General features: G+C 71.8%; 26 protein-coding genes. 11 read left to right on the plus strand and 15 right to left on the minus strand.

Annotated elements, in window-relative coordinates:
• The 6 genes from WG212_RS07445 to WG212_RS07470 all read right to left on the minus strand — a co-directional run.
• Window positions 1-375: endonuclease domain-containing protein (locus tag WG212_RS07445; RefSeq protein ID WP_337186451.1), on the minus strand; the 375-nt coding region annotated here is incomplete at its 3' end.
• Window positions 376-566: 191 nt separating this feature from the next.
• Window positions 567-941, minus strand: a complete 375-nt coding sequence (locus WG212_RS07450; RefSeq protein WP_337186452.1) for a VOC family protein — start codon at window positions 939-941, stop codon at window positions 567-569.
• A gap of 269 nt (window positions 942-1,210) precedes the next feature.
• Complete coding sequence (locus WG212_RS07455) at window positions 1,211-1,606, minus strand: hypothetical protein (RefSeq protein ID WP_337186453.1); 396 nt, start codon at window positions 1,604-1,606, stop codon at window positions 1,211-1,213.
• Between the two features lie 159 nt (window positions 1,607-1,765).
• Window positions 1,766-2,149, minus strand: a complete 384-nt coding sequence (gene folB, locus WG212_RS07460; protein WP_337186454.1) for a dihydroneopterin aldolase — start codon at window positions 2,147-2,149, stop codon at window positions 1,766-1,768.
• Complete coding sequence (locus tag WG212_RS07465) at window positions 2,146-2,874, minus strand: SDR family oxidoreductase (RefSeq protein ID WP_337186455.1); 729 nt, start codon at window positions 2,872-2,874, stop codon at window positions 2,146-2,148. Before WG212_RS07465 ends, folB begins: the two co-directional genes overlap by 4 nt.
• 28 nt (window positions 2,875-2,902) lie before the next feature.
• Window positions 2,903-3,121, minus strand: a complete 219-nt coding sequence (locus WG212_RS07470) for a hypothetical protein (protein WP_337186456.1) — start codon at window positions 3,119-3,121, stop codon at window positions 2,903-2,905.
• A gap of 85 nt (window positions 3,122-3,206) precedes the next feature.
• Between WG212_RS07470 and WG212_RS07475 the strand changes: the two genes are divergently transcribed.
• Window positions 3,207-4,649, plus strand: a complete 1,443-nt coding sequence (locus WG212_RS07475) for an aldehyde dehydrogenase family protein (protein WP_337186457.1) — start codon at window positions 3,207-3,209, stop codon at window positions 4,647-4,649.
• A gap of 86 nt (window positions 4,650-4,735) precedes the next feature.
• Here WG212_RS07475 and nhaA read toward each other — a convergent pair whose 3' ends face one another.
• Complete coding sequence (gene nhaA / locus WG212_RS07480; RefSeq protein WP_337186458.1) at window positions 4,736-5,923, minus strand: Na+/H+ antiporter NhaA; 1,188 nt, start codon at window positions 5,921-5,923, stop codon at window positions 4,736-4,738.
• A 98-nt stretch (window positions 5,924-6,021) separates the two neighbouring features.
• On the opposite strand from nhaA, the gene WG212_RS07485 reads away from it, so the two are divergent.
• From WG212_RS07485 to WG212_RS07495, 3 genes are all read left to right on the plus strand, one after another.
• Complete coding sequence (locus WG212_RS07485; protein ID WP_337186459.1) at window positions 6,022-6,591, plus strand: carboxymuconolactone decarboxylase family protein; 570 nt, start codon at window positions 6,022-6,024, stop codon at window positions 6,589-6,591.
• 1 nt (window position 6,592) lies between these two features.
• On the plus strand, window positions 6,593-7,405 hold the full coding sequence (locus WG212_RS07490; protein WP_337186460.1) for an SDR family NAD(P)-dependent oxidoreductase: 813 nt from the start codon (window positions 6,593-6,595) through the stop codon (window positions 7,403-7,405).
• A gap of 195 nt (window positions 7,406-7,600) precedes the next feature.
• The gene (locus WG212_RS07495) at window positions 7,601-9,016 is read left to right on the plus strand and encodes a YdiU family protein (RefSeq protein WP_337186461.1); all 1,416 of its coding nucleotides are present in this window, start codon (window positions 7,601-7,603) and stop codon (window positions 9,014-9,016) included.
• 136 nt (window positions 9,017-9,152) lie between these two features.
• Here WG212_RS07495 and gluQRS read toward each other — a convergent pair whose 3' ends face one another.
• On the minus strand, window positions 9,153-9,980 hold the full coding sequence (gluQRS, locus tag WG212_RS07500) for a tRNA glutamyl-Q(34) synthetase GluQRS (protein ID WP_337186462.1): 828 nt from the start codon (window positions 9,978-9,980) through the stop codon (window positions 9,153-9,155).
• 10 nt (window positions 9,981-9,990) lie between these two features.
• The gene (locus WG212_RS07505) at window positions 9,991-10,620 is read right to left on the minus strand and encodes a TetR/AcrR family transcriptional regulator (RefSeq protein ID WP_337186463.1); all 630 of its coding nucleotides are present in this window, start codon (window positions 10,618-10,620) and stop codon (window positions 9,991-9,993) included.
• An 821-nt stretch (window positions 10,621-11,441) separates the two neighbouring features.
• Here WG212_RS07505 and WG212_RS07510 point away from each other — a divergent pair.
• Entirely contained in the window at window positions 11,442-12,737 is a 1,296-nt protein-coding gene (locus WG212_RS07510; protein WP_337186464.1) for a PEPxxWA-CTERM sorting domain-containing protein, read from the plus strand.
• 81 nt (window positions 12,738-12,818) lie between these two features.
• On the opposite strand, the gene WG212_RS07515 is transcribed toward WG212_RS07510, so the two are convergent.
• The 4 genes from WG212_RS07515 to WG212_RS07530 form a co-directional block, all read right to left on the minus strand.
• On the minus strand, window positions 12,819-13,628 hold the full coding sequence (locus WG212_RS07515; protein WP_337186465.1) for a hypothetical protein: 810 nt from the start codon (window positions 13,626-13,628) through the stop codon (window positions 12,819-12,821).
• A gap of 126 nt (window positions 13,629-13,754) precedes the next feature.
• Window positions 13,755-14,702 carry a methyltransferase domain-containing protein gene (locus WG212_RS07520; RefSeq protein ID WP_337186466.1) on the minus strand — a complete coding sequence of 316 codons (948 nt, stop codon included), beginning with the start codon at window positions 14,700-14,702 and terminating at the stop codon, window positions 13,755-13,757.
• Between the two features lie 70 nt (window positions 14,703-14,772).
• Window positions 14,773-16,674: a glycosyltransferase family 2 protein gene (locus WG212_RS07525; protein ID WP_337186467.1), complete on the minus strand. Its 1,902-nt coding sequence runs from the start codon at window positions 16,672-16,674 to the stop codon at window positions 14,773-14,775.
• A 107-nt stretch (window positions 16,675-16,781) separates the two neighbouring features.
• On the minus strand, window positions 16,782-18,200 hold the full coding sequence (locus WG212_RS07530) for a DEAD/DEAH box helicase (protein ID WP_337186468.1): 1,419 nt from the start codon (window positions 18,198-18,200) through the stop codon (window positions 16,782-16,784).
• A 307-nt stretch (window positions 18,201-18,507) separates the two neighbouring features.
• On the opposite strand from WG212_RS07530, the gene mutT reads away from it, so the two are divergent.
• Window positions 18,508-18,909, plus strand: coding sequence for an 8-oxo-dGTP diphosphatase MutT (gene mutT / locus WG212_RS07535; RefSeq protein ID WP_337186611.1), 402 nt, complete (start codon window positions 18,508-18,510; stop codon window positions 18,907-18,909).
• 170 nt (window positions 18,910-19,079) lie between these two features.
• On the opposite strand, the gene WG212_RS07540 is transcribed toward mutT, so the two are convergent.
• A complete protein-coding gene (locus WG212_RS07540) occupies window positions 19,080-19,994 on the minus strand; it encodes a hypothetical protein (RefSeq protein ID WP_337186469.1) in 915 nt (304 codons plus the stop codon).
• 104 nt (window positions 19,995-20,098) lie between these two features.
• The gene (locus WG212_RS07545) at window positions 20,099-20,944 is read right to left on the minus strand and encodes a methyltransferase domain-containing protein (RefSeq protein ID WP_337186470.1); all 846 of its coding nucleotides are present in this window, start codon (window positions 20,942-20,944) and stop codon (window positions 20,099-20,101) included.
• 116 nt (window positions 20,945-21,060) lie between these two features.
• Here WG212_RS07545 and WG212_RS07550 point away from each other — a divergent pair, with 116 nt between their 5' ends.
• The 5 genes from WG212_RS07550 to WG212_RS07570 all read left to right on the plus strand — a co-directional run bounded on the left by WG212_RS07550 (window position 21,061) and on the right by WG212_RS07570 (window position 25,305).
• On the plus strand, window positions 21,061-21,717 hold the full coding sequence (locus WG212_RS07550; RefSeq protein WP_337186612.1) for a ComF family protein: 657 nt from the start codon (window positions 21,061-21,063) through the stop codon (window positions 21,715-21,717).
• 34 nt (window positions 21,718-21,751) lie between these two features.
• Window positions 21,752-22,006 carry a glutaredoxin 3 gene (gene grxC, locus WG212_RS07555; RefSeq protein ID WP_337186471.1) on the plus strand — a complete coding sequence of 85 codons (255 nt, stop codon included), beginning with the start codon at window positions 21,752-21,754 and terminating at the stop codon, window positions 22,004-22,006.
• Window positions 22,007-22,010: 4 nt separating this feature from the next.
• Window positions 22,011-22,826, plus strand: coding sequence for a carbon-nitrogen hydrolase family protein (locus WG212_RS07560; RefSeq protein WP_337186472.1), 816 nt, complete (start codon window positions 22,011-22,013; stop codon window positions 22,824-22,826).
• Window positions 22,827-22,836: 10 nt separating this feature from the next.
• Window positions 22,837-23,280 (plus strand): DUF1178 family protein, encoded by a 444-nt coding sequence (locus tag WG212_RS07565; RefSeq protein WP_337186473.1) that lies wholly within the window; start codon window positions 22,837-22,839, stop codon window positions 23,278-23,280.
• Between the two features lie 66 nt (window positions 23,281-23,346).
• Window positions 23,347-25,305 (plus strand): S9 family peptidase, encoded by a 1,959-nt coding sequence (locus tag WG212_RS07570; protein ID WP_337186474.1) that lies wholly within the window; start codon window positions 23,347-23,349, stop codon window positions 25,303-25,305.
• Window positions 25,306-25,309 lie beyond the last annotated feature (4 nt).

Consider the following 25,309-nt stretch of genomic DNA (forward strand, 5'->3'; position numbering starts at 1 on the left):
CTTCGCGGGGGAGGTAAGAAGGCGGCGGCGTTCGTCGGCGTGTCTGAGGATCGCGTCCACGGTGTCGCCGAGGTCGTTGTAGAGGCTGGAGGCGGGGACGCGCAGGACGTCGACGCCCTGGGTCCGTAGCCAGCAGTCGCGGGCGGCGTCACGAGCCTGGGCCTCGTCGTCCCAATGAGTGCGGCCGTCGACCTCGATCGCAAGCCGGGCGGATGGGCAGTAGAAGTCGAGGATGATCCGGCCGAAGGGGTGCTGGCGGCGGAAGGTGGGCCGGTCCGGGCCGCGCCCGCGCAGGCGGGTCCAGAGGATCACCTCGGCGCCGCTCATCGTTTTGCGCAGGGTGCGAGCGCGATTTGTGATGAGGGTCCGGCGCATGATGTTCCCGAACATATCAAGAACATATGGTGGGGCCAAGTGCTGCCTGCGCCAGCCTCGGCGACCAGTTCCCGCCCCTTCGCGGGGAAGGCAAGGGTGCGTCCGATTCTGACGTAGCGGCGGGGCAGGCGGGCGGGATGAGCGGCCGTGGCCGGCCTGCCCTGCTCAGTGTCGCAGCGTTCCGGCAGAGCCTACATCCGGTGCAGCGCGCAGAGCTTGTTGCCGTCGGGATCGCGCAGGTAGGCGAGGTAGAGCTTGCCCAGGCCGCCTTCGCGCAGGCCGGGCGGATCCTCGATCGACGTGCCGCCCGCCGCGACGCCCGCCGCGTGCCAGGCGTCGACCTGGGCGGAATCCTTGCAGGCGAAGCCGATGGTGGCGCCGTTGGCGTGGGTGGCCGGCTGGCCGTCGATGGGCTCGGAGACGGCGAAGACGCCCGTGGGCGTCATGTAGAAGATGCGGTGGCCATCCTGCATCGCCGGGCCGACGCCCAGCGTGCCGAGGAGCGCGTCGTAGAACGCCTTGGCGCGGGGCAGGTCGTTGGCGCCGACCATGATGTGCGAGAACATGCGTATCCCTCCCTGGATTCGAGGGCGCGACCTTGGCGCGCCGCCGCGCCGGGCGCAACGTCCCTTCCCTTCCCATGCAACGGGAAGGGGGATCGCGCCCCCGAAGAGGGCGTGGCGGGAAGGGGAAGCGGCGGGCAGGGCGGACCGATCCGCCCTGTGGACGCAGCAGGTCGGATCGGGATTTTGCGGATGGGGCTTGCCCTCTCCACCACCCGCTCCTCGACGGGCGGTCCCCCTCTCCCACTTCGTGGGAAAGGAGGGTCCCCTCCCTACGCCAGGACGGCGTATGGGCGGGGATAGGCCTCGCCGCGGCTGAGGTAGACCAGGCCCACGATGCAGCGGACGCCGTACCAGATGCAGGCGGCGGCCCCCAGCAGCCAGGCGACGCCCATGATGGGGAAGCCGATCAGGATGATGCTGAGGATCGCGCCCACGCCGAAGAGGACGCCGGTGGCGACCATCAGCAGGAGGCCGATCCAGAAGGTGCGGATCATGAAGGTGTAGTGGCTGGCGTTGACGGGCCCGGCCGTGCTGCGCTGGCTGTAGGCGATCACCAGGCCGATGATGGCGGTGATCCCCGTCGCATAGGCCAGGAGGTAGAGCGCGTAGCAGACCGCGGGCATGGTCTTGTCCTCGGCCGCGCTGAAGCTCGCGTTGTGGGTCATCGTCGGTCAGGTCCCTCCAGGGCGGGCGCCGGAAGGGCGCCTCACGGAAATAGATGGACCTGGAACGCGGTCACGCAAAGACGGCTCCGCGTTACAAATGCGACAGGTGGTCCGGAGCCTCGGCCCGGCGGCGAGGGTCCCCGCCTGGCCAAAGGCCGTTCAGGCCCGTTCGAGCACGATCTCGACGCCGGCCCCGGTGGCATGGGGGGCGAGCGCGAGGGGCTTCTCGATGCGGACGCGGGCGCGGGTGACGCGCGGGTCGGCGAGGCAGCGTTCGGCCAGGCGGTGGGCGAAGGTCTCGACCAGGTCGACGTGGCCCTCGGCGGCCAGGGCCTGGGCGGCCTGGAGGATCGTCTCGTAGTTCACCGTCTCGGCCAGACGGTCGGAGGCGTTGGTGGGCGCATCCAGTTCGACGTCGACGATGAGGGGCTGAACGCGGCCGATCTCGTGGCGGTAGACGCCGATCTCGGCCTGCACCTTCACGCCGGTGACGAAGACCCTGGAGACGGCGAGGCGCACGGGGCTGTGGGCGGGGGCGTTCATGACAGGTGCTGTCCCGAGTCCACGGCGATCATCTGGCCGGTCACCGCCCCGGCGTCGATGAGATAGGCCAGCGCCGCGCCGATGTCCTCGGGCGGGACGGGGCGGCCGAGCGGCGTGGACGCGGCCTCGGCGGCGAAGGCCGCGGCGTCCTGGTGGATCGAGGCCAGGACGGGGCCGGGGCCGATGCCGTTCACCCGGATGCGCGGGGCGAGGTCCCGGGCCAGCATCTGCGTCGCGGCCCATAGGGCGGACTTGGACAGGGTGTAGGTGAAGAAGTCGGGGCCGGGGCGCCAGACCCGCTGGTCCAGGATGTTGACGATCAGCCCCTCGTGGCCGGCCGGCAGGCGCCGCGCGAAGGCCTGGGCCAGCACCAGGGGCGCGCGCAGGTTGGTCTCCAGGTGGAGGTCCCACGAGGCGCGGTTCATGTCGGCGAAGGCGTCGTTCTCGAAGACGGACGCGGAATTGGCCAGGAGGGTGACGGGCCCCAACTCGGCCTCGGCCTCGCCCACCAGCGCGACGGTCGCGCTCTCCTTGCGCAGGTCGCAGGTCAGGAGGGCGGCCTTGCGGCCGTGACCGCGGACCTCGCCGGCGGCGGCCTCGGCGTCGTCGTCGACGCTGCGGACGTGGAGGGCGACGTCATAGCCGGCCCGGGCCGCCGTGGCGGCCAGCACGCGGCCGATGCGCCGGGCCGCGCCGGTGATCAGGGCTGCGCCGCGGCGGCCCACGGGTCGTTCTGCCGGGCTCGCGGGCGCCTCAGTCGAGGCGGCCGAACTCGAACCAGTTCAGCGCCGCGAGGACGCCGACGAACACGAGGATCATGTAGATGCCGCTCATGGGGCCTCCGGAGTCAGATGGCGTGGGCTTTAACGAGGCGGCGGTGTTCCCGCAAGGTTTGGCGCGCCGGCCTGGAGCAGCGTCGGCTGAGAGCGGGGTTTTCCACAGGTCGGGGCTTCCCAGCTTAACGCCGATCACTAATATGAGCGTTTGAAAGACGGGGGGCGGACGCCTTAAGTCCGCGACGACAGGATCGCCCCGACAACATGCCAGGAGGACGTCTATGCGCGAGTACCTCAAGTTCTACATCGACGGAGCGTGGGTGGACCCGGCCGAGGGGCTGAAGACGCTGGACGTCGAGAACCCGGCCACCGAGGCGGTCGCCGGCAAGATCGCCCTGGGCTCGGCGGCCGACGTGGACCGCGCCTGCAAGGCCGCGCGCAAGGCCTTCGACTCGTGGAGCCAGACCAGCCGCGAGGAGCGCCTGGAGGTGCTGGGCCGCATCCTGGCCGAATACCAGAAGCGCTTCGGCGACCTGGCCACGGCGGTGACGGAAGAGATGGGCGCCCCGGCCAACCTGGCGCAGCGCGCGCAGGTTCCGATCGGCCTGGGCCACCTGGGCACGGCCATCGAGGTGCTGAAGACCTTCAAGTTCGAGGAGGACCGCGGCCCGACGATGATCGTCAAGGAGCCGATCGGCGTCTGCGGCTTCATCACCCCCTGGAACTGGCCGCTGAACCAGATCGTCTGCAAGGTGGCGCCGGCCATCGCCACGGGCTGCACCATGGTGCTGAAGCCGTCGGAAGTGGCGCCCTTCAGCGGGCACATCTTCGCCGAGATCATGCATGCGGCGGGCGTGCCGGCGGGCGTGTTCAACCTGGTGCACGGCGACGGCCCGACCGTGGGCGCGGCGATCTCCAGCCACCCCGAAGTGGACATGGTGTCGTTCACCGGCTCGACCCGCGCCGGCATCGAGGTGGCCAAGGCGGCCGCCCCGACGGTCAAGCGCGTGGCCCAGGAACTGGGCGGCAAGAGCCCGAACATCGTCCTGGACGACGACGCCTTCGCCAAGGGCGTCGGCCGCGGCGTCGCCACCATGATGACCAACTCGGGCCAGTCCTGTAACGCGCCGACCCGGATGCTGGTCCCCTCCAAGCGGATGGACGAGGCGATCGCGGTGGCGCGCGAGACGGCGGCCGGCGTCACCGTCGGCGACCCGAACGGCAACAGCCAACTCGGCCCGGTGGTCAACAAGACCCAGTTCGACAAGATCCAGAAGCTGATCCAGGCCGGCATCGACGAGGGCGCGACCCTGGTGATCGGCGGCGTGGGCCGGCCGGACGGGCTGGACAAGGGCTACTATGTGAAGCCCACGGTGTTCGCCAACGTGACCAACGAGATGACGATCGCCAAGGAAGAGATCTTCGGCCCCGTGCTGTCGATCCTGGGCTACGAGACGGTCGAGCAGGCCATCGATATCGGCAACGACACCGAGTACGGCCTGGCCGCCTATGTCCAGTCGGGCGACCTGGAGAAGGCCCGCAAGGTCGCGGCCAAGCTGCGCGCCGGCCAAGTGTCGATCAACGGCGGCGGCGGCGACATGATGGCGCCGTTCGGCGGCTACAAGATGAGCGGCAACGGGCGCGAGTGGGGCGACTACGCCTTCCACGAGTTCCTGGAGACCAAGGCCATGCTGGGCTATGCGCCCAAGCAGGCGGCGGAATAGCGCCGACGCCATCGGCGAAGACGGAAGGGCCGCCCGCAAGGGCGGCTCTTTTTGCTTGGCGGCGCCGCCCTCGCGCCTTGACCGGCTCAGCCTTGCGCCTCGCGGGCGCGACGGGCCGCGCTGAAGCCGAGCAGCCCCAGGCCCAGGGCCCCGGCGAGCGCCGAGCCGACGACCACGCCGGCGCGCATCTGGTCCTCGCGCATGTCGCCGGGCGGAAAGGCCACGGCGCCGGCGAAGAGGCTGAGCGCGAAGCCCACGCCGCAGAGGGCCGAGACGCCCAGCAGCTCGATCCAGCGCGCCCCGGTGGGCCGCCGCGCCCACTTCAGCCCGATAACCAGGGCGGCGACCCCGAAGATCCCCAGGGGCTTGCCCAGGGCCAGGGCGGCCGCCAGCCCAACGCTTACGGGCGCGATCAGGTCGCGGTCTTCGCCTCCGCTCAGCGGGAAGCCCGCCGCCAGGAAGACGAACAGCGGCAGCACCACGAAGGCGACGTAGGGATGCAGGGCGTCCATCGTCTCCTGCAGCACGCCCACGCCGCCCGGCCGCTTGGGCTCCAGCGGGAAGACGGCGGCCAGCGCCAGGCCCGCCAGCGCCGGGCTGAGCCCGGACTTCAGCGTGAAGGCCCAGAGCAACACCCCGCCGAAGGCCCAGAAGGCGTAGGGAGCCGCGCGCCAGCGCGACATGGCCGCCAGCACCGCGAGGGTCGCGGCGGCCGCCGCCAGCATCGGGAAACGCAGGCCCTCGGCGTAGAACAGCGCCACGCCCACGCCCGTGGCGGCGCCGTCGATGAGCGCGATGGTGAGCAGGAACATCCGCAGCGTGGGCGGCAGGCGAGGTCCCGCCAGGGCCAGGATCGCGAGCGCGAAGGCGATGTCGGTGGGGGCGGCGGCCAGCCAGGCGTGGGGCGCGCCGCCCGGACCGAGATTCGCGGCGACGTAGATCGCGGCGGGCAGGGCGATCCCGCCGGCGGCGGCCAGCACCGGCAGGGCGAGGCGGCGGGGGTTCGAGAGCTCGCCGCGCAGGACCTCGTGCTTGAGCTCCAGCCCCAGGACGAAGAACAGCACGGGCATGAGCGCCGTGGTGATCCACGCGCCCAGGCCCATCGTCTGGGCGAAGGGGCCGACCTGGACGGGGACGGGCGCGGCGACGAGCCCGAAATAGGCGGCGGCCCACGGCGTGTTGGCCCAGACGATCGCCGCCAGCGCCGCGATGGGCGGCAGCAGGCCCGAGCCGGTCTCGGTCCGCAGGTATGCGAGCGTCGAGCGCGTGGACATCGCGGCCTGGGTAACAAGCCGCCCGCGCCCGCTCTAGCGAAATCGCCGGGACGCGCCTTAAGGTGCGGGGCGACAAACCGAAGCTTCGAGGAAACGCCATGAGACTGTCCGCGCCCCGCGTGCCGCCACTGAAGGACGCCGACCTGACGCCCGACCAGGCCGAAGCGCTGCAACCCGTGCGCAACGGGACCATGGGCGTGCTGAACATCTTCCGGACGCTGGCCCATGCGCCCAAGGCGCTGACGCGGTTCAACGACTGGGGCGGCTACATCCTGTCGCGCCGCAACGACCTGCCGGCCCGCGAGCGGGAGATCCTGATCCTGCGCGTCGGCTACCTGTGCAAGTCCGGCTACGAGTTCACGCAGCACACCCGCATCGGGTTGCAGTCGGGCCTGACCGACGCCGAGATCGAGCAGATCAAGCGCGGCGCCGACGCCGGCTGGAGCCCGGCGGACGCGGTGCTGGTGAAGGCGGCCGACGAACTGGTGGGCGACCACTTCATCACCGACGCCACCTGGGCCGAACTGGGCCGCCACTACAGCGACAAGCAGCGCATGGACGTGGTGTTCACCGTGGGCCAGTACACCCAGGTCTCGATGATCCTGAACAGCTTCGGCGTGCAGCTCGACGAGGGCCAGACGCTGGACCCCGAGCTGAAGGGCTACTGAGGTGGCGGCGGACGGGCGCGGCCGGCTGGCGGGCAAGGCCGCGGTCGTCGTCGGCGCGGGCCAGACGCCGGGCGAGACGGTCGGCAACGGCCGCGCCATGTCGCTGCTGTTCGCGCGCGAGGGCGCGCGGGTGCTGTGCGTCGACCGGATCGGCGAACGGGCCGAGGAGACCGCCGCCGAGGTCCGCGCCGAGGGCGGCGAGGCCACGGCGCTTCAGGCCGACGTGACGCGGGCGGCGGACGCGGCGTCCATCGTGCAGGCGGCGCAAGAGCGGCTGGGGCGGATCGACGTCCTGGTCAACAACGTGGGGATCGGCGGCGGCGACGGCCCGGCCCACGTGGTGGAGGAGGCCGCCTTCGACCGCATCCTGTCGGTGAACCTGAAAGGCATGTGGCTGGTCACCAAGGCCGTGTTGCCCGTGATGCGTGCGCAGAAGGCCGGCGCCATCGTCAACATCTCGTCGCTGGCCGCGCGGGCGGGGGGCATCCAGATCGCCTACGAGGTCTCGAAGGCCGGCGTGAACCGGCTGACGGCGCATGTGGCGATGTCGCAGGCGCGCCACGGAATCCGCTGCAACGCTGTCCAGCCCGGCCTGATGGACACGCCGATGGCGGTGGCCGGGATCGCCGGCGCCAGCGGCCGCACCCAGGCCGAGGTGCGCGCCGAGCGCGACGCCCGCGTCCCCCTGGGCGGGCGGATGGGCACGGCGTGGGACACCGCCTACGCCGCCCTGTTCCTGGCTTCGGACGAGGCGAAGTTCGTGACCGGCGCGATCCTGCCGGTGGACGGCGGCATGGGCGCGCGCATCGGCTGACCCTCCCGCCGGCGTCGGAGCCGCCGGACGGAACGCCTCGGCGAACGGCCGCGTTAGACGCCGGACTGAAACCGAGGAGCGCCGGCATGAACGGCATCATCTATCTCGTGGGCCTGGTCGTGATCGTCCTGGCCGTCCTGGGCTTCCTGGGCATCGCCTAGTTGCCCTCGCGGATGGGCGGGGCTAGCTGACGGGATGCCCGTCTCGCCCGCCTACCGCCCGGATCCCCGGCTGCCCGCGCTGGGGATCGAGTTCGGAGATCCCGTCCGCGCGGCGGATTTTCCACGGACCGTCCTGCGCTACCGCAATGATCGCGCCGCGGCGTCGGTGGGACTGGAGGCGCTGACCGACGACGAGTGGATCGCCCACTTCGGACGGTTCGAGCCCTTGCCCGGGAACATCGATCCGCCCCTGGCGCTGCGCTATCACGGCCACCAGTTCCGCGTCTACAACCCCGACCTCGGCGACGGCCGTGGCTTCCTGTTCGCGCAGTTGCGGGAGGCGGGAACCGGCCGCCTGCTGGACCTGGGGACCAAGGGTTCGGGCCAGACGCCCTGGTCGCGCGGCGGCGACGGGCGACTGACGCTGAAGGGCGGCGTGCGCGAGGTGCTGGCGACTGCGATGCTGGAGGCGCTGGGCGTCCCGACCTCGAAGTCGCTCTCGCTGGTGGAGACCGGCGAGGCCCTGGTCCGGGGCGACGAGCCCAGCCCGACACGCTCGTCGGTGCTGGTGCGGCTGTCGCACAGTCACGTGCGTTTCGGCAGCTTCCAGCGGCACGCGTTCTTCGAGGCGAAGGATCGCCTGCTGGCGCTCACCGACCACGTGGTGGAGACGTACTACCCGGACCTGGCCGGGGCGAACGACCGGCCCGTGGCCCTGATGGAGGCGGTGGCCGACCGCGCGGCCGTGCTCGCGGCGCGGTGGATGGCGGCCGGCTTCGTCCACGGGGTCCTCAACACCGACAACATGAACATCACCGGCGAGAGCTTCGACTACGGCCCCTACCGCTTCCTGCCGCACTCGGACCCGAACTTCGTCGCGGCCTATTTCGACCAGTCGGGACTCTACAGCTTCGGCCGCCAGCCGGAGGCGGTGTTCTGGAACCTTCAGCAGCTCGCCGGGTGCCTGAGCCTGGTGGCCGAGAGCGATCCGCTGGTCGAGGCGCTGAACCGCTTCGCCCCCGCCTATCGCGCCGCCCTGGCCGGGGCGATGCTGGCCCGGCTGGGCCTGAAACCCAAGGGCGGGGAGGCGGACGTGGCCTTCGTGCAATCCACGTTCCGTGCGCTGGCGGAGGGCGGACCCCAGGTGCGCTGGGAGCCGTTGTTCTTCGACTGGTTCTGTGGGGACGAGGCGCGGGCGATGTGGGGGCCCCGGGCCGCGATCTACGGCGAGGACGCCTTCGCCGCGTTCCGCAGCGGCTTGGCCGGCTACGAGGCGGAGCGCCCCGAACGCCTGACGCATCCGTACTTCGCCGGCCCGGAGCCGGAGGAACTGCTCTACGACCAGATCGAAGCGCTGTGGGCGCCCATCGCCGCATCGGACGACTGGAGCGCTTTCCACGAGAAGCTCGCACGGATCGAAACCGCGCGCGTGGCGTGGGAACTGGGATAGGCCTGCCGCGCCCAAAAGGGAGAGGAGCACGGTCACGCTATCCAGCGCCGCGGCGGCGTCGGGGGCCGGAGCGGTGCGATGGGTTCGGCGAACAGGAGCCAGCCCAGCCAAGCCCCGGGGGGCGGACGCCGCCGCGTCAGGCAAAGCCCAGGCCTCTCCGCAGATCCGCCGGGTTCATGCCGCGCTCGCGCAACGACCGCAGCGTCTCGGACCGGTCGCGCTTGGCGAAGCGCCGGCCGTCTGGACCGAGCAGCAGATCATGGTGCCTGTAGGCCGGCTCGGGCAGGTCCAGCAGGGCCTGGAGCAGACGCTGGACGTGGGTGGCCTCGAACAGGTCGCGACCTCGGATGACGTGGGTGATTCCCTGGAGCGCGTCGTCCACAACCACGGCCAGATGATAGGCGACGCCCACGTCCCGCCGCGCGAGGACCACGTCGCCCCCCAGTTCGGGACGGGCGGGGATCACGCCCTGGCCCTCCTCCACGAAGGTCAGACTGTCGAAACCCCCCAGGGCCGCGGCGGCCGCGTCGAGCGAGAGGCGCCAGGCGAAGGGCTCGCCGGCGGCCAGGCGGGCGGCTTCCTCATCCGGCGGCAGGGGACCTCCGCGGAACGCCTCCATCGGTCCATGGGGCGCGGACGCCATCGCCTCGGCCACCTCGCGCCGGGTGCGGAAGCAACGATAGACGAGGCCGCGCGCCTCCAGGCGGGCGAGGGCGGCATGGTAGTCGGCGAGGTGCTCGGACTGTCGCCGGACCGGCGTTTCCCAGGCCAGTCCCAGCCAGGCCAGGTCCTCGTAGATGGCGGCTTCGAAGGCGGGCCGGCTGCGGGTGGTGTCGATATCCTCGATGCGCAGCACGAAGCGGCCGCCCGCGGCGGCGGCGGCCGCATGAGCCGTCAGCGCCGAGAACGCGTGGCCGCGGTGCAGATGGCCGGTGGGCGAGGGCGCGAAGCGGGTGGCGAACACCCGGAGGCGTCTAGCAGGCGCCGGGCGGGTGCTGGAACAGGCCCATGTGCTCGAAGACCGCCTCCAGGAACCGGCGTTCGCCGCCGAGGGCTTCCTTGAGCGGTGCGAACTGGGTGAAGCCCGCCATCTCGGCCAGGCCGTGGCCGGCGCACCAGGCGGCGATGGTCGCCAGTTCCAGATGGGCTTCCGCCGCCGGGTCGGCGCCCTGCTCGATCAGGGTGTCGCGCACCATGCAGTAGGCGCTGTCGTCCTTGTCGTGGATGTCCTCGGGGAGAGCCTCCTTGTCGCGCACTGCGTCGTACATGACGCGGTAGAGGGCCGGGTTGTCGCGCGCGAAGCAGACGTAGGCGATGCCGAGGGCCGTGAGCTGGGCCCGGCCTTCGGCCCCGGACTTGGCCTCGGCCATCTGGGCTCCGAGGGTCTCCCAGCCTTCGTGGGCGACGGCGTCGAGCAGCTCGGACTTGTCCTTGAAGTGATGGTAGGGGGCGGCCGGACTGACGCCGGCCTCCCGCGCGACCGCCCGCAGGGAGAGCGCACTGGGCCCCTCGGCCTCCAGGAGGCGGCGGGCGGCGTCTATGAGCGCACGCCGAAGGTCACCGTGGTGATAGGGGCGCGGTTCGGCGCTTTTGGCTTCGCTCATCGCATTACCATAATTTCATATCTGAGCACCGTCCAGATGCCATTGACGGCTCCACTATCCCCTCCCATCTGAGCAACGTTCAAATGAGAAAAGCCCCGCTCCCCCGGGGACCAATGAAAAGGGGGACCAACTGAAAGGTGTGTGTCATGTCTCTCGTGAACTTCGAACGGCTTTTCGACCGTCTCACCCCGGCGCTGCTCCTGTTCCTCGGCCTCACTGCGGCCCTGGGCACGGTGTCGCTGGGCGCCTGAGGCCTCCCCGCCTCACGCGGCCGAAGCCGACGGAGGGCCCCCATCGCGGGGCCCTTTTTCGTGACCGGGGTCGTCCGTCCATCCGCGAGCCTGCATCCAAGGCCAAGCTGGCGCCGTACTTGCTGGAGAATGCGCGAGGCGGACAGGTTCTCCCAAAAGGGGAAATTCCCCTGTCGATTGTCTCAGGTGGCAGCGTTACCCCCGATGCTGCATGGTCTAGCTTCGTTTATCCCGGTTCCCCCGGCCGGATTGGACGAATGTTGCGCTGGAGGGATTTGGGATGCTGGCGACGATGAAACGTCTCGCCAAGGCCGTTGAAGCTCCGGGGACGGGATTTCCCGGCCTCGCCTCTTCGTGGCCTCTTTCCGCGTCCGGTCCCCTGGCGCGATCCGTGGGGCAAAGCGTCGCGCGTCGCAGGTCGTTGACGACAGCGCGCCGGATTTGCGTCACCTCGAACGAAGGACGCGCCGTAAGCGCGTGGGGCGCCAAGATGGTTCATGAAGCAGTGACGCAGGTTGCCTGCGCAGGGAATGATCCGGCCGGTCGGGAGATCGGCGGGGCGGTGCGCGGATGAGCGTCCAGGCGATCTCTCACGGGCCCTCGCGGGGCCGCCGCCAGGGCCTGCTGGCTTCGGCCGTGGCCTGGGTGTGGCCGCAGCCGCTGCAGACCGAACGGCGCAGTGTCGCCGGCACGACGTTCATGGGCGCCCTTGCGGGCTGGCTGTGGCCGTCGCGACTTCAGGACGAACGGTTCGGCCAGCGGCACGGCCTGATGGCCGCCCTGTTCGGCTGGCTGTGGCCCCAGGGCGCCGACCGCGGCCTGGCGCGCTGGTGGCGCATGAGCTGGCTGTGGAGCTGGATCTGGCCGGGCCGCGTCATGGGTCCCGACGGCGAGATCTGCCCGATCGCCCCCTGGCATCCGGCGGCCCAGCCGGCGTTCTGCCCGACCGACCCGTGGCACCGTAAGGTCACGCGTCACGGCGGGGCCCTGGCCATGATGTTCGGCGCCACCGCGATCGCCGCGCCGACCCTGATGGACGGCAACGCGGCGCTGGATGGCGGCCGCATCAACCTCTTCCGCGGCGGCGGGACCGAGGTGTCCCAGCCCTTCACGACCGAACAACCCGGCGACACCGCTCCCGGCGGCGACACCGACGCCGGTTCGGGGGGTGAGGGCGGCGCGGGCGGTTCCGGCGGAAATGGCGGCTCCGGCGGCGGCGGCGGTTCCACGCCCGGGCCCGGTGGCGACTTCGGCGGCGGCGAGGGCGACGGCGGCTCCGGTGGCGGCGATACCGGCGGCGTTCCGGGCACGACACCCGGCGACTCTTCGACGGGCGGTCCTCCGTCCTTCAATGATCCGAACGGCGACCTCGCGCCCGATCCCGGCCTGGGCTTCGGTGGCGGCGGTGGTTCTGGTGGCGGCGCGGGCGGCGGCGGCGGCGGCGGTGGTTCCGGCGGCGGCGGTTCGGACGGGGGCGACGGCTCGACCGATCCGACCCAGCCGGGCGGCGAAAATCCCTTCACGCCTCCGGGCGGCGGCGATCCGCCGTTCCCGACCGATCCGCCGACGGACAAGCCGGATATCCCGACCCTGCCGGGCGGCGGCCCCGGTGGCGGCCCGACCGGTGGCGGCTCGAGCGGCGGCGGAAACCCGTTTGCGCCCGACACCGACGGCGGCGACGATCCGTTCACGCCTCCGGGCGGGGGCGGCAATGCGCCCGGCGGCCCCGGCGACACCGGACCCAGCGGCGGCAATGGCCCGGTCGGCGCGATCCCCGAACCGTCCACCTGGGCCATGATGATCCTGGGCTTCGGCGCGGCGGGCTATGTGATCCGCCGGCGGCGCTTCAGCGCCACGGTGGCCTGACGAGCCTGGCCTGACCGGCGCCCGGCGCAGCTTCGAGCCCGATCCGATGCGGTCGGGGTCGGACGGCGCCGGGTCGTCCTGTCAGTACCGGTCGTAGGGATACCGCGGCCGGGTCCAGCGCCCGTCCTCCTCCAGGTCTCGCGCATAGGCGCGCCGGCGTTCGTTCTCGTAGGCGCGGCGTCGCTCGTCCTCATAGGCTCGCTGGCGCGCTTCCATGTAGGCGCGCTCGGTGGCGGCGGCTTCGGCGCGACGCTGGCGTTCGGCCGCCTCTTCGGCTTGACGGCGCTGGGCCTCGGCGGCGGCGGTCTGGGCCTGGATCGCGGCGAGTTGCGCCTCGTTCAGAGCGCGCGAGCGGGCCTCGGTCTCGGCGCGCTCCCGTTCAACGGCCTCGACGGCCATGCGCTCGCGGTGACGGCTCGCCGCCTGGGCTCCGCAGCCCCGCAGATCCACTAGCCCCCGGTCGGAACCGGCCAGCGAGCCGGTCAGCGGCTCCTCGCCGAGCCAGGCCACGCCGAGCGTCGCGCCGCGCCGCAGGGCCGCCTGGGTCTCCTCGGACAGCACGAGCTCTCCAGATCCGTCCGCGTCCCGCAGCATCAGGTTGGAGAACCGCGCATTGTCGATGCGGATCGGCAGGAAGGCCCGCGACGGCAGGTCGGGCTTGGCGAACCTCAGGCTGACGAACTGACCATCCGACGTGAGGCGGACCGGCGTGACGCCGCCCGAGCGGCCGGACAGCTCGAACTCCACCTGGCAGCCTGCCTCTCCGGGCGTGACGATCCATGCCAGCGGGACGGGGCCCAGGGGGAGTGGGCGGGACGGTGAAGGCGCCGCGAAGGCCGTGCCCGAAACGAGCGCAACAACCATCGCGCCGCCGATGATCGATCTGACCACGACGCCTCCTGACTGACACGCCTCGCGACGATAGGGCCGTTCCCCGCAGGCCGCCAGAGGCTGTCGTGAACTTGGGAAGGGGATCAGCCTGGCGGGCCGATCCCCTTCCCAAGTTCACGACAGCCTCTAGCGGCCGCGCAGCATCCCGATCAGCCGCCGCAGAGGCGCGGTGGCGCGCCATATGGTGGAGTTCTCGATCGCCGCGGCGCGGGCGAGGGCGATCCGGGCTGCGGCGACCGCTTCTGGCGCGCCTGCGACGGGCTCTTCCTCAGGGAGATCCAGTGTTGCGGCGCTGGCCTTGAAACGCGCGCGGCGCGTGGCGGCGTCCATCTCGTCGGGCAGGCGGCGAAGCGCCAGCAGGAACTCGGCGTCGCCCGGCGGCGTGGCTGTCAGGTTCGCCACCTCGAAGGGCGCAAGGTCCAGGCGGCTGAGCAGGTCCAGCGCCTCCAGCATGGAGCGCGGCGTGAACACCCAGCAATGGGCGTCGATGTAGGTCTTCTCGGCGTCGGCTTGACGGCAGAGCGCCACGCAGCCGCGGGCGTACTCGGTCAAGGCGCCGTCGTCCCGCTCCGGCGCGCCCTCGGGCCGCGTCTCGTAGGTATGGTTGAAGATCTGCCGGATGTCCGGCCGGCGCAGGCCGCGCAGGTGGGCGTCCACGAACTCGCCGCGCGTGCTGACGGGCCGCGGCCAGTCGAAGGTGAAGCGCTTGTCGGGCACGATGAACAGGCCCAGGCCGCCGTCGCGCAGCACCGCCGCGATCTCCGTCAGCCAGCCGAACATGTCCGGCACATGCTCGATCACATGGCTCGCGATGACGTAGTCGTAGGCCCGCTGGCCGCCGACCGCCTCCAGCAGGGTTTCGGTTCCCCAGACGTGATCGATCTCGACCAGGACGGCGCGGTCGATGGGGTGGGCGGGGTCGGCGTACCACTCCAGCAGTTCGGCGCGGGACGCGCGGTCCACATAGCCGATGTCCCCCATGGTGCGGCTCACGACGGGGCGATCCAGCGCGCCGATCTCGAGCCCGCGCTGACGGGCCGGGTCGATCAGATCGAGGATCAGGCGGCGGTCCATGCCCGCTCGTACCGGGCCGCCCGGAGGGTGGCAATCGTCCGCCGCGCGCCACCGGAGGTCTGGCCTGCCGTCAGCCGAGCGTCCAGGGCGGGCGCCGGTCCGGGGGGCAGCCCAGGCGATAGTTGGTGTGCCGCTTGTCGAACACCGGGCCGTAGAACGGATCGGCGTCCAGCACCGGTCCCCACCGGTCGCGCATCACCGCCACCTCGCTCCGGAAGCGTTCGGCGGTCTCGGGCGCCAGGTCCGAGCCGCGGCTGGCGCTCTCGTGGTGGTAAAGCTCGGCGTGGGGCGTCCAGACGACGTCGTAGCCCGCGGCGCGGACCTTGAGACACAGGTCAACGTCGTTGAACGCCACCGCGAGCCCCGCGGCGTCCATGCCGCCGACCTCCCGGTAGACCGCCTTGCGCATAGCGAGGCAGGCGGCGGTGACGGCCGACACGTTGCGCGCCAGGGCGAGATGACCCTGGTAGCCGGCGTGGCCCGCCGGCGCCCCGGCGTAGAGGTGGCCGGCCACCCGCCCGTCGCCGCCGCCCACGCCCAGCACCACGCCGGCGTGCTGGATGTCGTCGTGGGGATAGAGCAGGCGCGCGCCCACGGCGCCGACGTTCGGGCGCACGGCCTGGGCGATCATCTCGGCCAGCCAGCCGTCGCCGGTCATGCTGATATCGTTGTTGAGCAAGACGATGATCTCCCCGCGCGCGGCCTCGACCGCCCGATTCATCAGGGCGGCGAAGTTGAAGGGCCCGGGGGCGGGCAGGATGCGCACGCGCGGATCGGCTCGCAGGCGCTCGAAGAGCGCGAGTGTGGCGGGCTCTTCGCTGCCGTTGTCGACGATCAGCAGCTCCAGGGGCGCGTAAGCCGTCTTCTTCAGCACCCCCTCGGCGCACTGGGCCAGGAGTTCGGCGCGGTCACGGGTGGGCACGATGATGCTGGCCAGAGGCGCAGGGACCGGCAGGACGCGGCGCACGCGTAGCCACGGTCTGCCGGGCGTGACCACGGCGGTCGCGGCTTGGCCCGTGCGGGCGAGGTGTTCCTGCACGGCGCGCTGCGCGGCGGCGGCGCACTCGGCCAGGCGAGTGCGGGAGTAGGACCCCTGCCTGCCCTGCCAGCGCCAGTGGTAGAGCACCCACGGAATGTGGCGGATGCGCCGTGGCGTCGTCCGCTCGGCCACGCGCAGCACCAGGTCGTGGTCCTGGGCGCCGTCGAACCCTTCCCGCAGGCCGCCCAGGTCGATCAGCAGGCTGCGGCGCACGACCGTCAGGTGGTTCACTGCGTTGACGCTCAGCATCAGCTCGGCGTTCCAGTCGGTCTTGTGGTGCGGCTGAGAGCGCAGCCCCCGCTCGTCGAGCTTGTCCTCGTCCGAGAACACCAGGTCGGCGTCGGGATGGACGTCCAACTCGGCGGCCACCTCATAGAGCGCGCGCTCGGCCAGCAGGTCATCATGGTCGAGGAAGGCGACGTACTCGCCGGCGGCGAGGGCGATGGCCGAGTTGGTGGCCGCGGCGATGCCGCCGTTGGCCTCGCGCCGGACCGCCTTGATGCGCGGGTCCTGAGAGGCCAGGGCGTCGACTGTGCCCCAGGTGTCGTCGCCCGGCGAGCCGTCTTCGGCGATGCAGAGCTCCCAGTGGGGATAGAGCTGGCCCTGGACCGAGGCCACAGCCTCCCGCAGCAGGCGGGGATCGGAGCGGTAGGCGGTCATCACCACCGAGATCAGCGGGCGGCGCGCCAGGCGACTGATATGGGCGCGGATGGCGTCGCGGTTGGCGTCGTCCAGGGTGTCGTAGGTCTCGACCCAGGCGCGGTACTCCCGGTCGGTCTGCGCCTCTGGTCCCACGGCGCCGCGCACGAAGCGTTCGCCCCAGCGCGTCTTGATGAGCTGGAGGGCGAGCTGATGCACCACCGCATGCACGGGCGGCCATCGGCGAACGATCCGGAGGGCGGCGACGGTGGTGGCGCGGAGGGACAACGGCATCGGCTGGGCCGACCGTTACTTGGCTTCACGTTCAGGGGGAAGTGGCCTGCGAAGCGGCCCGCCCGTGCCGGAGGGGGGCGAAAGTCGCCTCGCCCCCGCCGGTCTTCCTAGCGGTTTGACCAGACGCCCGCTGGGCCGCCGCTGCGGTTCCGGTTGCGCCCGCCGCCCTTGGACCCGGGCTTCCCGCCGGCCGGCCGGGCCGTGGCGCCTTCGGGCCGCGGGCCTCCGTCCCCGTGGTTGCGGTTGCGCTTGGGGGCGTGGCCCCCGCGGTGCGGCTGGGCCTTGCCTTGCGGGCGGCCCTGAGGACGGCCCTGGGGACGACTTTGGGCGCGCTCCGGCCGTTCGGCCTTGCCGGCGGGCTCCGGCAGGGCGGCCGTCGCGGCGCCCAGCTGGCGGTCGTTGCGGCGGTCGAAGCTGGGGATGCGCTGGCGGGTCACCTTCTCGATGTCCTTCAGCAGGCCGCGCTCGTCGTCCGCACAGAACGCCACGGCCGAGCCATCGGCGCCGGCGCGGGCCGTGCGGCCGATCCGGTGGACATAGGCCTCGGGCACGTTGGGCAGCTCGAACTGGACCACGTGGCTCACGGCGTCGATGTCGATGCCGCGGGCGGCGATGTCGGTGGCCACCAGGGCGCGGACCTCGCCGGCCTTGAAGGCCGCCAGCGCCCGCTCGCGCTGGCCCTGGCTCTTGTCGCCGTGGATGGCGGCGGCGTCGACGCCCACCTGCTCCAGCCCGCGCGCCACGCGGTCGGCGCCGCGCTTGGTGCGGGTGAAGACGATGACGCGCTTGAAGCTGGCGTCGTCGAACAGCTCGGCCAGCAGGGCGCGCTTGCGCTGCTGCTCGACGAAGAGGACGCGCTGGTTGATCCGCTCGACCGTGGTGGCCTGCGGGGTCACCGACACCTTCAGCGGGTTCGGGTTGAGGATCTCGCCGGCCAGCGTCTCGATCTCCTTCGGCATGGTGGCCGAGAAGAACAGGTTCTGGCGCGCCTTGGGCACGTAGCGCACGATCCGGCGGATCGGGACGATGAAGCCCATGTCCAGCATCTGGTCGGCTTCGTCGAGGACGAAGATCTCGACGCCTTCCAGGGTCATCGACTTCTCGGACAGGTGGTCCAGCAGGCGGCCGGGCGTGGCGACCAGCACGTCGACGCCGCCGGCCAGGGCGCGCATCTGCGGCCCGTGCTTCACGCCGCCGAAGATGACGGCGACCGAGACGCCCATGTGCTTGCCATAGGCCTTGAAGCTCTCGCCGATCTGGGTGGCGAGCTCGCGGGTGGGCGCCAGGACGAGCACGCGGGCGCTGCGGCGCGGCGCGGGTTGGCGATTTTCGGCGAGGCGATGCAGGATCGGCAGCGCGAAGGCGGCGGTCTTGCCGGTGCCCGTCTGGGCGATGCCCAGCAGGTCCTTGCCCGCCATGACGCCGGGGATGGCCTGGGCCTGGATGGGCGTCGGCTGGGTGTAGCCCTCGTCGGCCAGCGCCTTGAGGAGCGGCTTGGCCAGGCCAAGGTCGGTGAACTGAGTCAAAACAAACAGTCTTTCGCGTATGCGACGGGCGCGCCGGCTCGGAACGCTCCGAGGGCGCGATGTCGCGGGTCTTTGGGGAGCGCCCCGCGTGATGGGCGATCTATGAGAAGGTTCTCACTGCGCTCGACAGGCTGAGCCTCGACGAAGAGGCCCCACGCGGCTGGAGCGTCGCTAGCGCCCAGGAGGGGCGCAGGCGGCACATCGGCCTTCGTGGCCGGGAAGTCAACCGCGGCGCCTGGATTTGCGCTCACCGTTGCCATTTGGCCGCAGGTCGTGGGAAGGCGCTCCGATGACGAACTCCGCATCCATGAAACCCATCGTGCTCGTCGCCGCGGCGGCCCTGGTCGACGTGGACGGGCGGGTGCTGATCTGCCAGCGGCCCGAGGGCAAGCAGCTTGCCGGCCTCTGGGAGTTTCCGGGCGGCAAGGTCGAGCCCGGCGAGACGCCCGAGGCCTGCCTGATCCGCGAACTTGACGAGGAACTGGGCATCCGGGTGACGAAGGCCTGCCTCGCGCCCTTCGTGTTCGCGAGCCACGAGTACGAGCGCTTCCACCTGCTGATGCCGCTGTATCTCGTCCGGCGCTGGGAGGGCGTGGTGACGGCGAAGGAGCATAAGGCGATGGCCTGGGCGCGCCCGCGCGAGATGGACCGCTATCCCATGCCGCCCGCCGACGCGCCGCTGGTGGCGTGGCTGCGGGATTTGATCTGACACCATCGCTCCTCCCCCGAACCGAAGAGTTCGGGGGGAGGGGACCGCGGAACGCGGTGGAGGGGGCGCAAAGACCCGTCCGCCGAGCTTGTGGCCTTGCGCCCCCTCCGTCTCGTCGCGTGCCGCGACGATCCACCTCCCCGTCGTCTTCGCGACGGGGGGAGGCGCTTCTAAAGCCCCGCCCGCTGGACGCTGCGGGGGGCCTTTGTGGCGGCGACGACGCATTGGCCGGGGTCGGACATGGCGTGGACACCCAGGCAGTAGACGTCCTCGTAGTGGGTTCCGGCGGCCGCGAGGCACTGGTGGTAGTTGAGCTTGGCCATCCGCAGGCACTGGCCCGCGCCGCGGTCGGTCATCAGCCGCTTCGCCTCGGTGTCGCGGCCCAGGACGGTGAGCGCCGCCACGGCCACGCCGCGGGAGACGACCGGCGAGGCGCCGGTGCGCCGGCCGCCCTCGGCCAGCGCCTGGGTGAGTTGCGCCCGGTCGGCGGGATCGGCGCGATAGCCCGCGGCCTGTTTCACGGCCGCGAGGCGCTGGGGGCCGTTCGAGATCTTGGCGCGCGACCAGGACTGGCGCTGGATCGAATAGGACGCCTTCTTCATCTGGGCGCCGGCGCTGGCCAGGGCTTCGCCGCGGCGGGCGAGGGCGGCGTTGGCGCGGGCGGCCGCCGCCGATCCGCCGGGCAGGCTCAGCGCCGAGTCGGGGTCCTGGGCCAGCCGGTGAGCGAGGTCGCGCCCGCCTTTTCCGACCTGGGCGCGCACGGCCTGGACGAAGCGCGGCTCCTGCAGGGCGGCGAGCGCGGCGTAGGCGATCATCGCCGACTCGAGCTGTTTCGGTTCGTAGCCCGCCGCCGTGCGCAGGCGTTCGCCGAGCTGCGTCGGGTTGGCGAAGCCGGGTTCGATGGCCGCCGTGCGGCGCGTGTAGGCCTCGAACGGACTTGCCTGCCCGGCCAGGCCCACGTCCACGAAGGCCTGGGGGCTCCCGCCGCCTCGGGGTGGGGACGCTGGGGGCGTGCTGGCGGCGCAGCCGGCGAGCGTGACGGCGATGGCGGCGGCGATCAGGCCGCGGACAATCCTTGGGCGCATGTCGCTCCCCCTCGAAGACGTCGGCCCCCACATCCCGCGGCGGACTGTCGCGCCCGTAAGGTTATCAAAGGCTTACGGCGCAGCTTGCGCGTGCGCGGATCGCGTCAGGCGGCCGGCGCCCAGCCGGTCAGGGTGACGATCTCGAACGTCGCCGGCACGCGGCCGTCGGCGCCGGCGAAGCGCTCGGCGTAGAGCTGGAAGGTCCGTTCCAGCAGGGCGCGGGTGAGGTTCCGGGGGTGCCGGTCGGCCAGCACGCTGGTCTCGCCCATCCGGCGCAGGTCGAGCAGCAGCTTCAGCGGGTGGTCGTAGGTGACGGTCACGGTGTCCACGTCGGCCACGGGCTGGACGAAGCCCGCGCGCTGGAGCAGCCCCGCGGCGTCGCGGACGTCGGCGAAGGGCGAGACGCGGCTGCCGGCGCCCCCCAGGATCTCGCTCTCGGCGGCGACCAGCGACTGGCGCAGCTCGGTCAGGGTCACCCCGCCCAGGAAGGCGCCGATGAACAGGCCGTCGGGCCGGAGCGCGCGGCGCGCCTGGATCAGCGCCCCCACCACGTCGTTGGTCCAGTGCAGGCCCAGCACCGAGACGATCAGGTCCAGGCTGGCGGGGGCGAAGGGCAGGCGCTCCTCGTCGGCCACGACGCGCGGGCCGGGCCGGCCGGCCAGCATCCGCGGCGACAGGTCGGCCTCGATCAGCGTCCCCACCTTGCCGGGCGCCTCGACCGCCAGCGCCTCGGCGAAGGCGCCGGCCCGCGCCGAGAGGTCGACGGCCACGCTGAAGCTGCGCATGATGGGCGCCAGCCGCCCGGCGACGTCTTCGGCGGCCCGCCGGTGCAGGAAGTCGGCGTCGGCGAAACCCGCCGCCGCACGGTCCAGCCGCAGCCGGTGCAGGGCGCGGTCGAACAGCCGGGGCGGCGCGGGAGCGTTGGGGCCGGATTCGGAGGGGGCGGGCATTGGACGGCGAAGAACCGGATTTCGTCGCGCGTTGGAAGCCGAAAGCGCAGGCGGCCTTCCGCACGGGCCTCGACTTGCTGTTCCCGCCCCAGGCGCTGGACGGCGGGCCCCGGCCGATGGCGGGCGGCTATTCGGCGGCGGCGTGGACGCGCATCCGCTTCCTGGACGGGCCGGTCTGCGACGGCTGCGGCGTTCCCTTCGAGTACGACCCCGGCGCGCGCTGCGCCGCCTGCCTGGCGAAGCCGCGGGCGTTCGACGCGGCGCGGGCGGCCTGCCTCTACGACGAGACGTCGCGCGATCCGATCCTGAAGCTGAAGCACGCCGACCGGGTGGACCTGGCGCCCATGCTGGCCCGCTGGATCAGCCGCGCCGCCGCCGAGCTGATCGAGGAGGCCGACGCCATCGCCCCGGTGCCGCTGCACCCGCTGCGCCTTCTGGGCCGGCGCTACAACCAGGCGGCCGAGATCGCCCGGCCGCTGGCGGCCATGGCCGGGACGCCGTACCTGCCCGACGCCCTGGTCCGCCGGCGCGCCACCGCCAGCCAGGGCGGCAAGTCGGGATCGGGCCGCCGCCGCAACGTGGCGGGCGCCTTCGACGTGCCGGCGCGGCGCCGGCGCCGGGTGGCGGGCCTGCGCATCCTGCTCATCGACGACGTGCTCACCACGGGCGCCACCGCCGAGGGCTGCGCGCGGGCGCTGAAGGCGGCCGGGGCGGCCCGCGTCGATCTGGCCGTGGTGGCGAGGGTGCAGGCGCCGCCCGGACTCGCCATATGACGGCGGAACGACATCGCGCTAGGATCGAGCCCGCATGACCCAGGTCACCATCTACACCAAGCCGTACTGTCCGTATTGCATCCGGGCTTTGGACCTTCTGGACCGCAAGGGCGTCGCCTACACCGAGGTCGAGGCCGCCTTCGATCCCGCGAAGCGCCAGGAGATGATGCAGCGCTCAGGCCGCACAACCTTCCCCCAGATCTTCGTCGGCGACCACCACATCGGCGGCTGCGACGACATGTTCGCCCTCGAACGCGCGGGCAAGCTGGACCCCCTGCTGGCGGCGTGACGTCTTGAAGGTCGCGCTGATCCAGACCCGCACGCCGGCCAGCCACGCCGCGGCCGTCGCCCACACCCTTCCCTTGGTGGAGGACGCGATCGCGCGGGGCGCGCGCTTCGTCCTGACGCCCGAGGGGACCAACATCCTGCAGAAGGATCGCGAGACCCTGCTGCCGCAGCTCACGCGGCTGGAGGACGATCCGGTGGTGGCGGCGCTGCGGGGCACGGCGCGGGCGAGGGGCGTCTGGATCGACATCGGCTCGGCCCTGGTGCTGCGCGAGGACGGGGCGGCCGCCAACCGCCAGGTGGTGATCGATCCCGAGGGCGGGATCTCGGCCACCTACGACAAGCTGCACATGTTCGACGTGGACCTGCCGAACGGCGAGACGGCGCGCGAGTCGGCCACCTACGCGCCGGGCGACCGGGCGGTGACGGCCGACGTGGACGGCGTCCGGTTCGGCCTCTCCATCTGCTACGACCTGCGCTTCCCGGCCCTCTATCGGGCGATGGCGCTGGCGGGGGCCGAGGTGATGACGATCCCCGCCGCCTTCACCCGGCCCACGGGCGAGGCGCACTGGGAGGTGCTGATGCGCGCCCGCGCCATCGAGACGGGCAGCTATGTCCTGGCGGCGGCGCAGGGCGGGTTCCACGAGGACCGCCGCGGCACCTGGGGCCGCTCGCTGGTGGTCGGCCCCTGGGGCGAGGTGGTCGCCGGCCTTGACCATGACGAGCCGGGCGTGCTCCTGGCCGACCTCGACCTGGCCGCGCCCCGCAAGGCGCGCGCCGCGATCCCCGCCCTGGCCAATGCGCGGCCGTTCACGGGCCCCTAGATACGTTCCGATGATCAAGTACGCGCTCACCTGCGACCACGACCACGCGTTCGAAGGCTGGTTCGGTTCGTCCGCCGACTACGACGACCAGCAGGCCCGCGGACTGCTGGACTGCCCCGCCTGCGGCTCGAAGGCGGTGCGCAAGCAGGTCATGGCCCCAGCCGTCCGCGGCACGAAGAAGACCCCGAAGACGAGCGGGGACGACCTGCCCGCCGCGAAGATGCAGGCGATGATGATGGAGGCCGCCGGCCGCATCCGCCGGCACGTCGAGGAGAACTTCGACGACGTGGGCGACGCCTTCGCCCGGGAGGCCCGCGCCATCCATGAAGGCAAGGCCGAGGACCGCGGCATCTACGGCCAGGCCTCGCCCCAGGAGGTCCGCGAGCTGCTGGAGGACGGCGTGTCGGTCGCCCCCCTTCCCCCCGAGCCGCCGAAGAAGGCCGACGTGCACTGAGCGGGTTGCGAGCGGCCAAGCTTCCCGCCAATCTGGAATTGCATCAGGTTGGGGGGCCTGCTCGGCATGCGATTCCTGCGACGTTTCATCGGCCTGATCCTGGCCATGACGATCTGGGCGCCGGCGACCGGCGCGCCGCTGGACGCATACGGCGGCCTGCCGTCGATCCAGCAGATCGAGATTTCGCCCGACGGGACCAAGCTGGCGGTCGTCATGTCGGAAGGCGAGACCCGCGTCATCGGGATCAAGAGCCTCCCCGACGGACCGATGCAGGCCTTCGGCGTCGGCGACGTCAAGATCCGTGATCTCGACTGGGTCGGTTCGGGCGACCTGATCATCACCACGTCGCGCACGGCCAACATCCCCGGTGTGATCGCCCCGCGCGACGAGCATCACATGGCCTACCGGCTCAACCTCGCCACCCGCGACGTGAAGCCCCTGCTGTCGGGTTCGCTCAGCCGCTCCACCACGGGCAGCCGCATGCGGGACGCCAACACCAACATGGGCGCCTCGCTGAACACGCTGGCGGGCTCGCCCGAGGTCCGCATGCTGAACGGCAAGCCGACGCTGTTCCTCCGCGGGATCACCTTTCCCGACCGCTACGGCGTGCTGACCATCTTCGAGATGGATATGAAGACCAACCGGCCGCAACTGGTCGAAGCGGGGACGGTGGACACGCGCGCGATCGTGCTCGGGCCGGACGGCAAGGCGTTCGCGCGTTCGGAGTACGACGACAAGACCGGCCGGTGGACCCTTCGGCTGCGCAAGGGCGCGGCCTGGATCGTGAGCCGCTCGGTGGAAGCCCGGAACGACCGGCCCTACACTCTGGGGCTGGGCCGCAGCGGTGACTCGGTGATCGTCGCCGAACCCGGCGAGGCCGGTACGCGCTTCTTCGAGGTCACGCACGAGGGCTGGGGCGCGCCCCTCGAGATCGCCGACGCCGACAACATGATCCGCGATCCCGCGACCCGACAGCTCATCGGGCACTACGCGCTGGTCGGCGACGAGAGCCGCTACACCTTCTTCGACCCCGCGGACCAGGCCGCCTGGAACGCGGTCCGGGCGGCGTTCAAGGGCGACCGGGTGCGACGGGCGTCCTGGTCGCACGACCGTCGCAAGATCGTCGTTCTGGTGGATTCGGTCACCGAGGGGCCCGCCTATGCGCTGGTGGACGTGGGCACCCGGCAGGCCACATGGCTGGGCGGCCGCTATCAGCGGCTGGCCCCCGAGGACATCGCGCCTGTGAAGCCTGTCCGTTTCAAGGCGGCGGACGGCATGAACCTCACCGGCTACCTGCACACCCCCTATGGGCGCGAGGCGAAGAACCTGCCGCTCGTGGTCTTCCCCCACGGCGGGCCGGCCTCCCGGGACACGCCGGGGTTCGACTGGTGGGCCCAGGCGATGGCCTCGCGCGGCTACGCCGTGCTGCAGGTGAACTTCCGCGGGTCGGACGGCTTCGGCTGGAACCACCTCGCGGCCGGGTTCGGCGAGTGGGGCCGCAAGATGCAGACCGACCTTTCGGACGGGGTGCGCCACCTCGCCGCTGAGGGCGTGATCGATCCACGGCGCGTGTGCATCGTGGGCGCCAGCTACGGGGGCTACGCGGCCCTGGCGGGCGCGACCCTGGACGCCGGCGTCTACCGCTGCGCGGCCTCGGTGGCCGGTCTGAGCGACCTGCGTCGCTTCGTGAACTGGTCCAGGGACCGCAACGGCCTCAGCGCGTTCCGGTACTGGACGCGCTTCATGGGCGCCGAGGAAAGCCGCGACCGTGTCCTCGCCGAGATTTCGCCGGCGAGCCATGTCGAGAAGATCTCGATCCCGATCCTGCTCGTTCACGGCCGCGACGACACGGTCGTGCCGCTTGAGCAGAGCCAGCTTCTGGCCGATGCGCTGAAGAAGGCGGGCAAGCCCCACGAGCTCGTCGTCCAGAAGGGCGAGGATCACTGGCTGTCGCGCGGCGACACGCGCATCCAGACGCTGAACGCCGTGGTCGCGTTCCTCGAAACGCACAATCCGCCGCGATGAGGGC

This window comes from Phenylobacterium sp., assembly GCF_037189685.1.
Classification (GTDB): domain Bacteria; phylum Pseudomonadota; class Alphaproteobacteria; order Caulobacterales; family Caulobacteraceae; genus Phenylobacterium.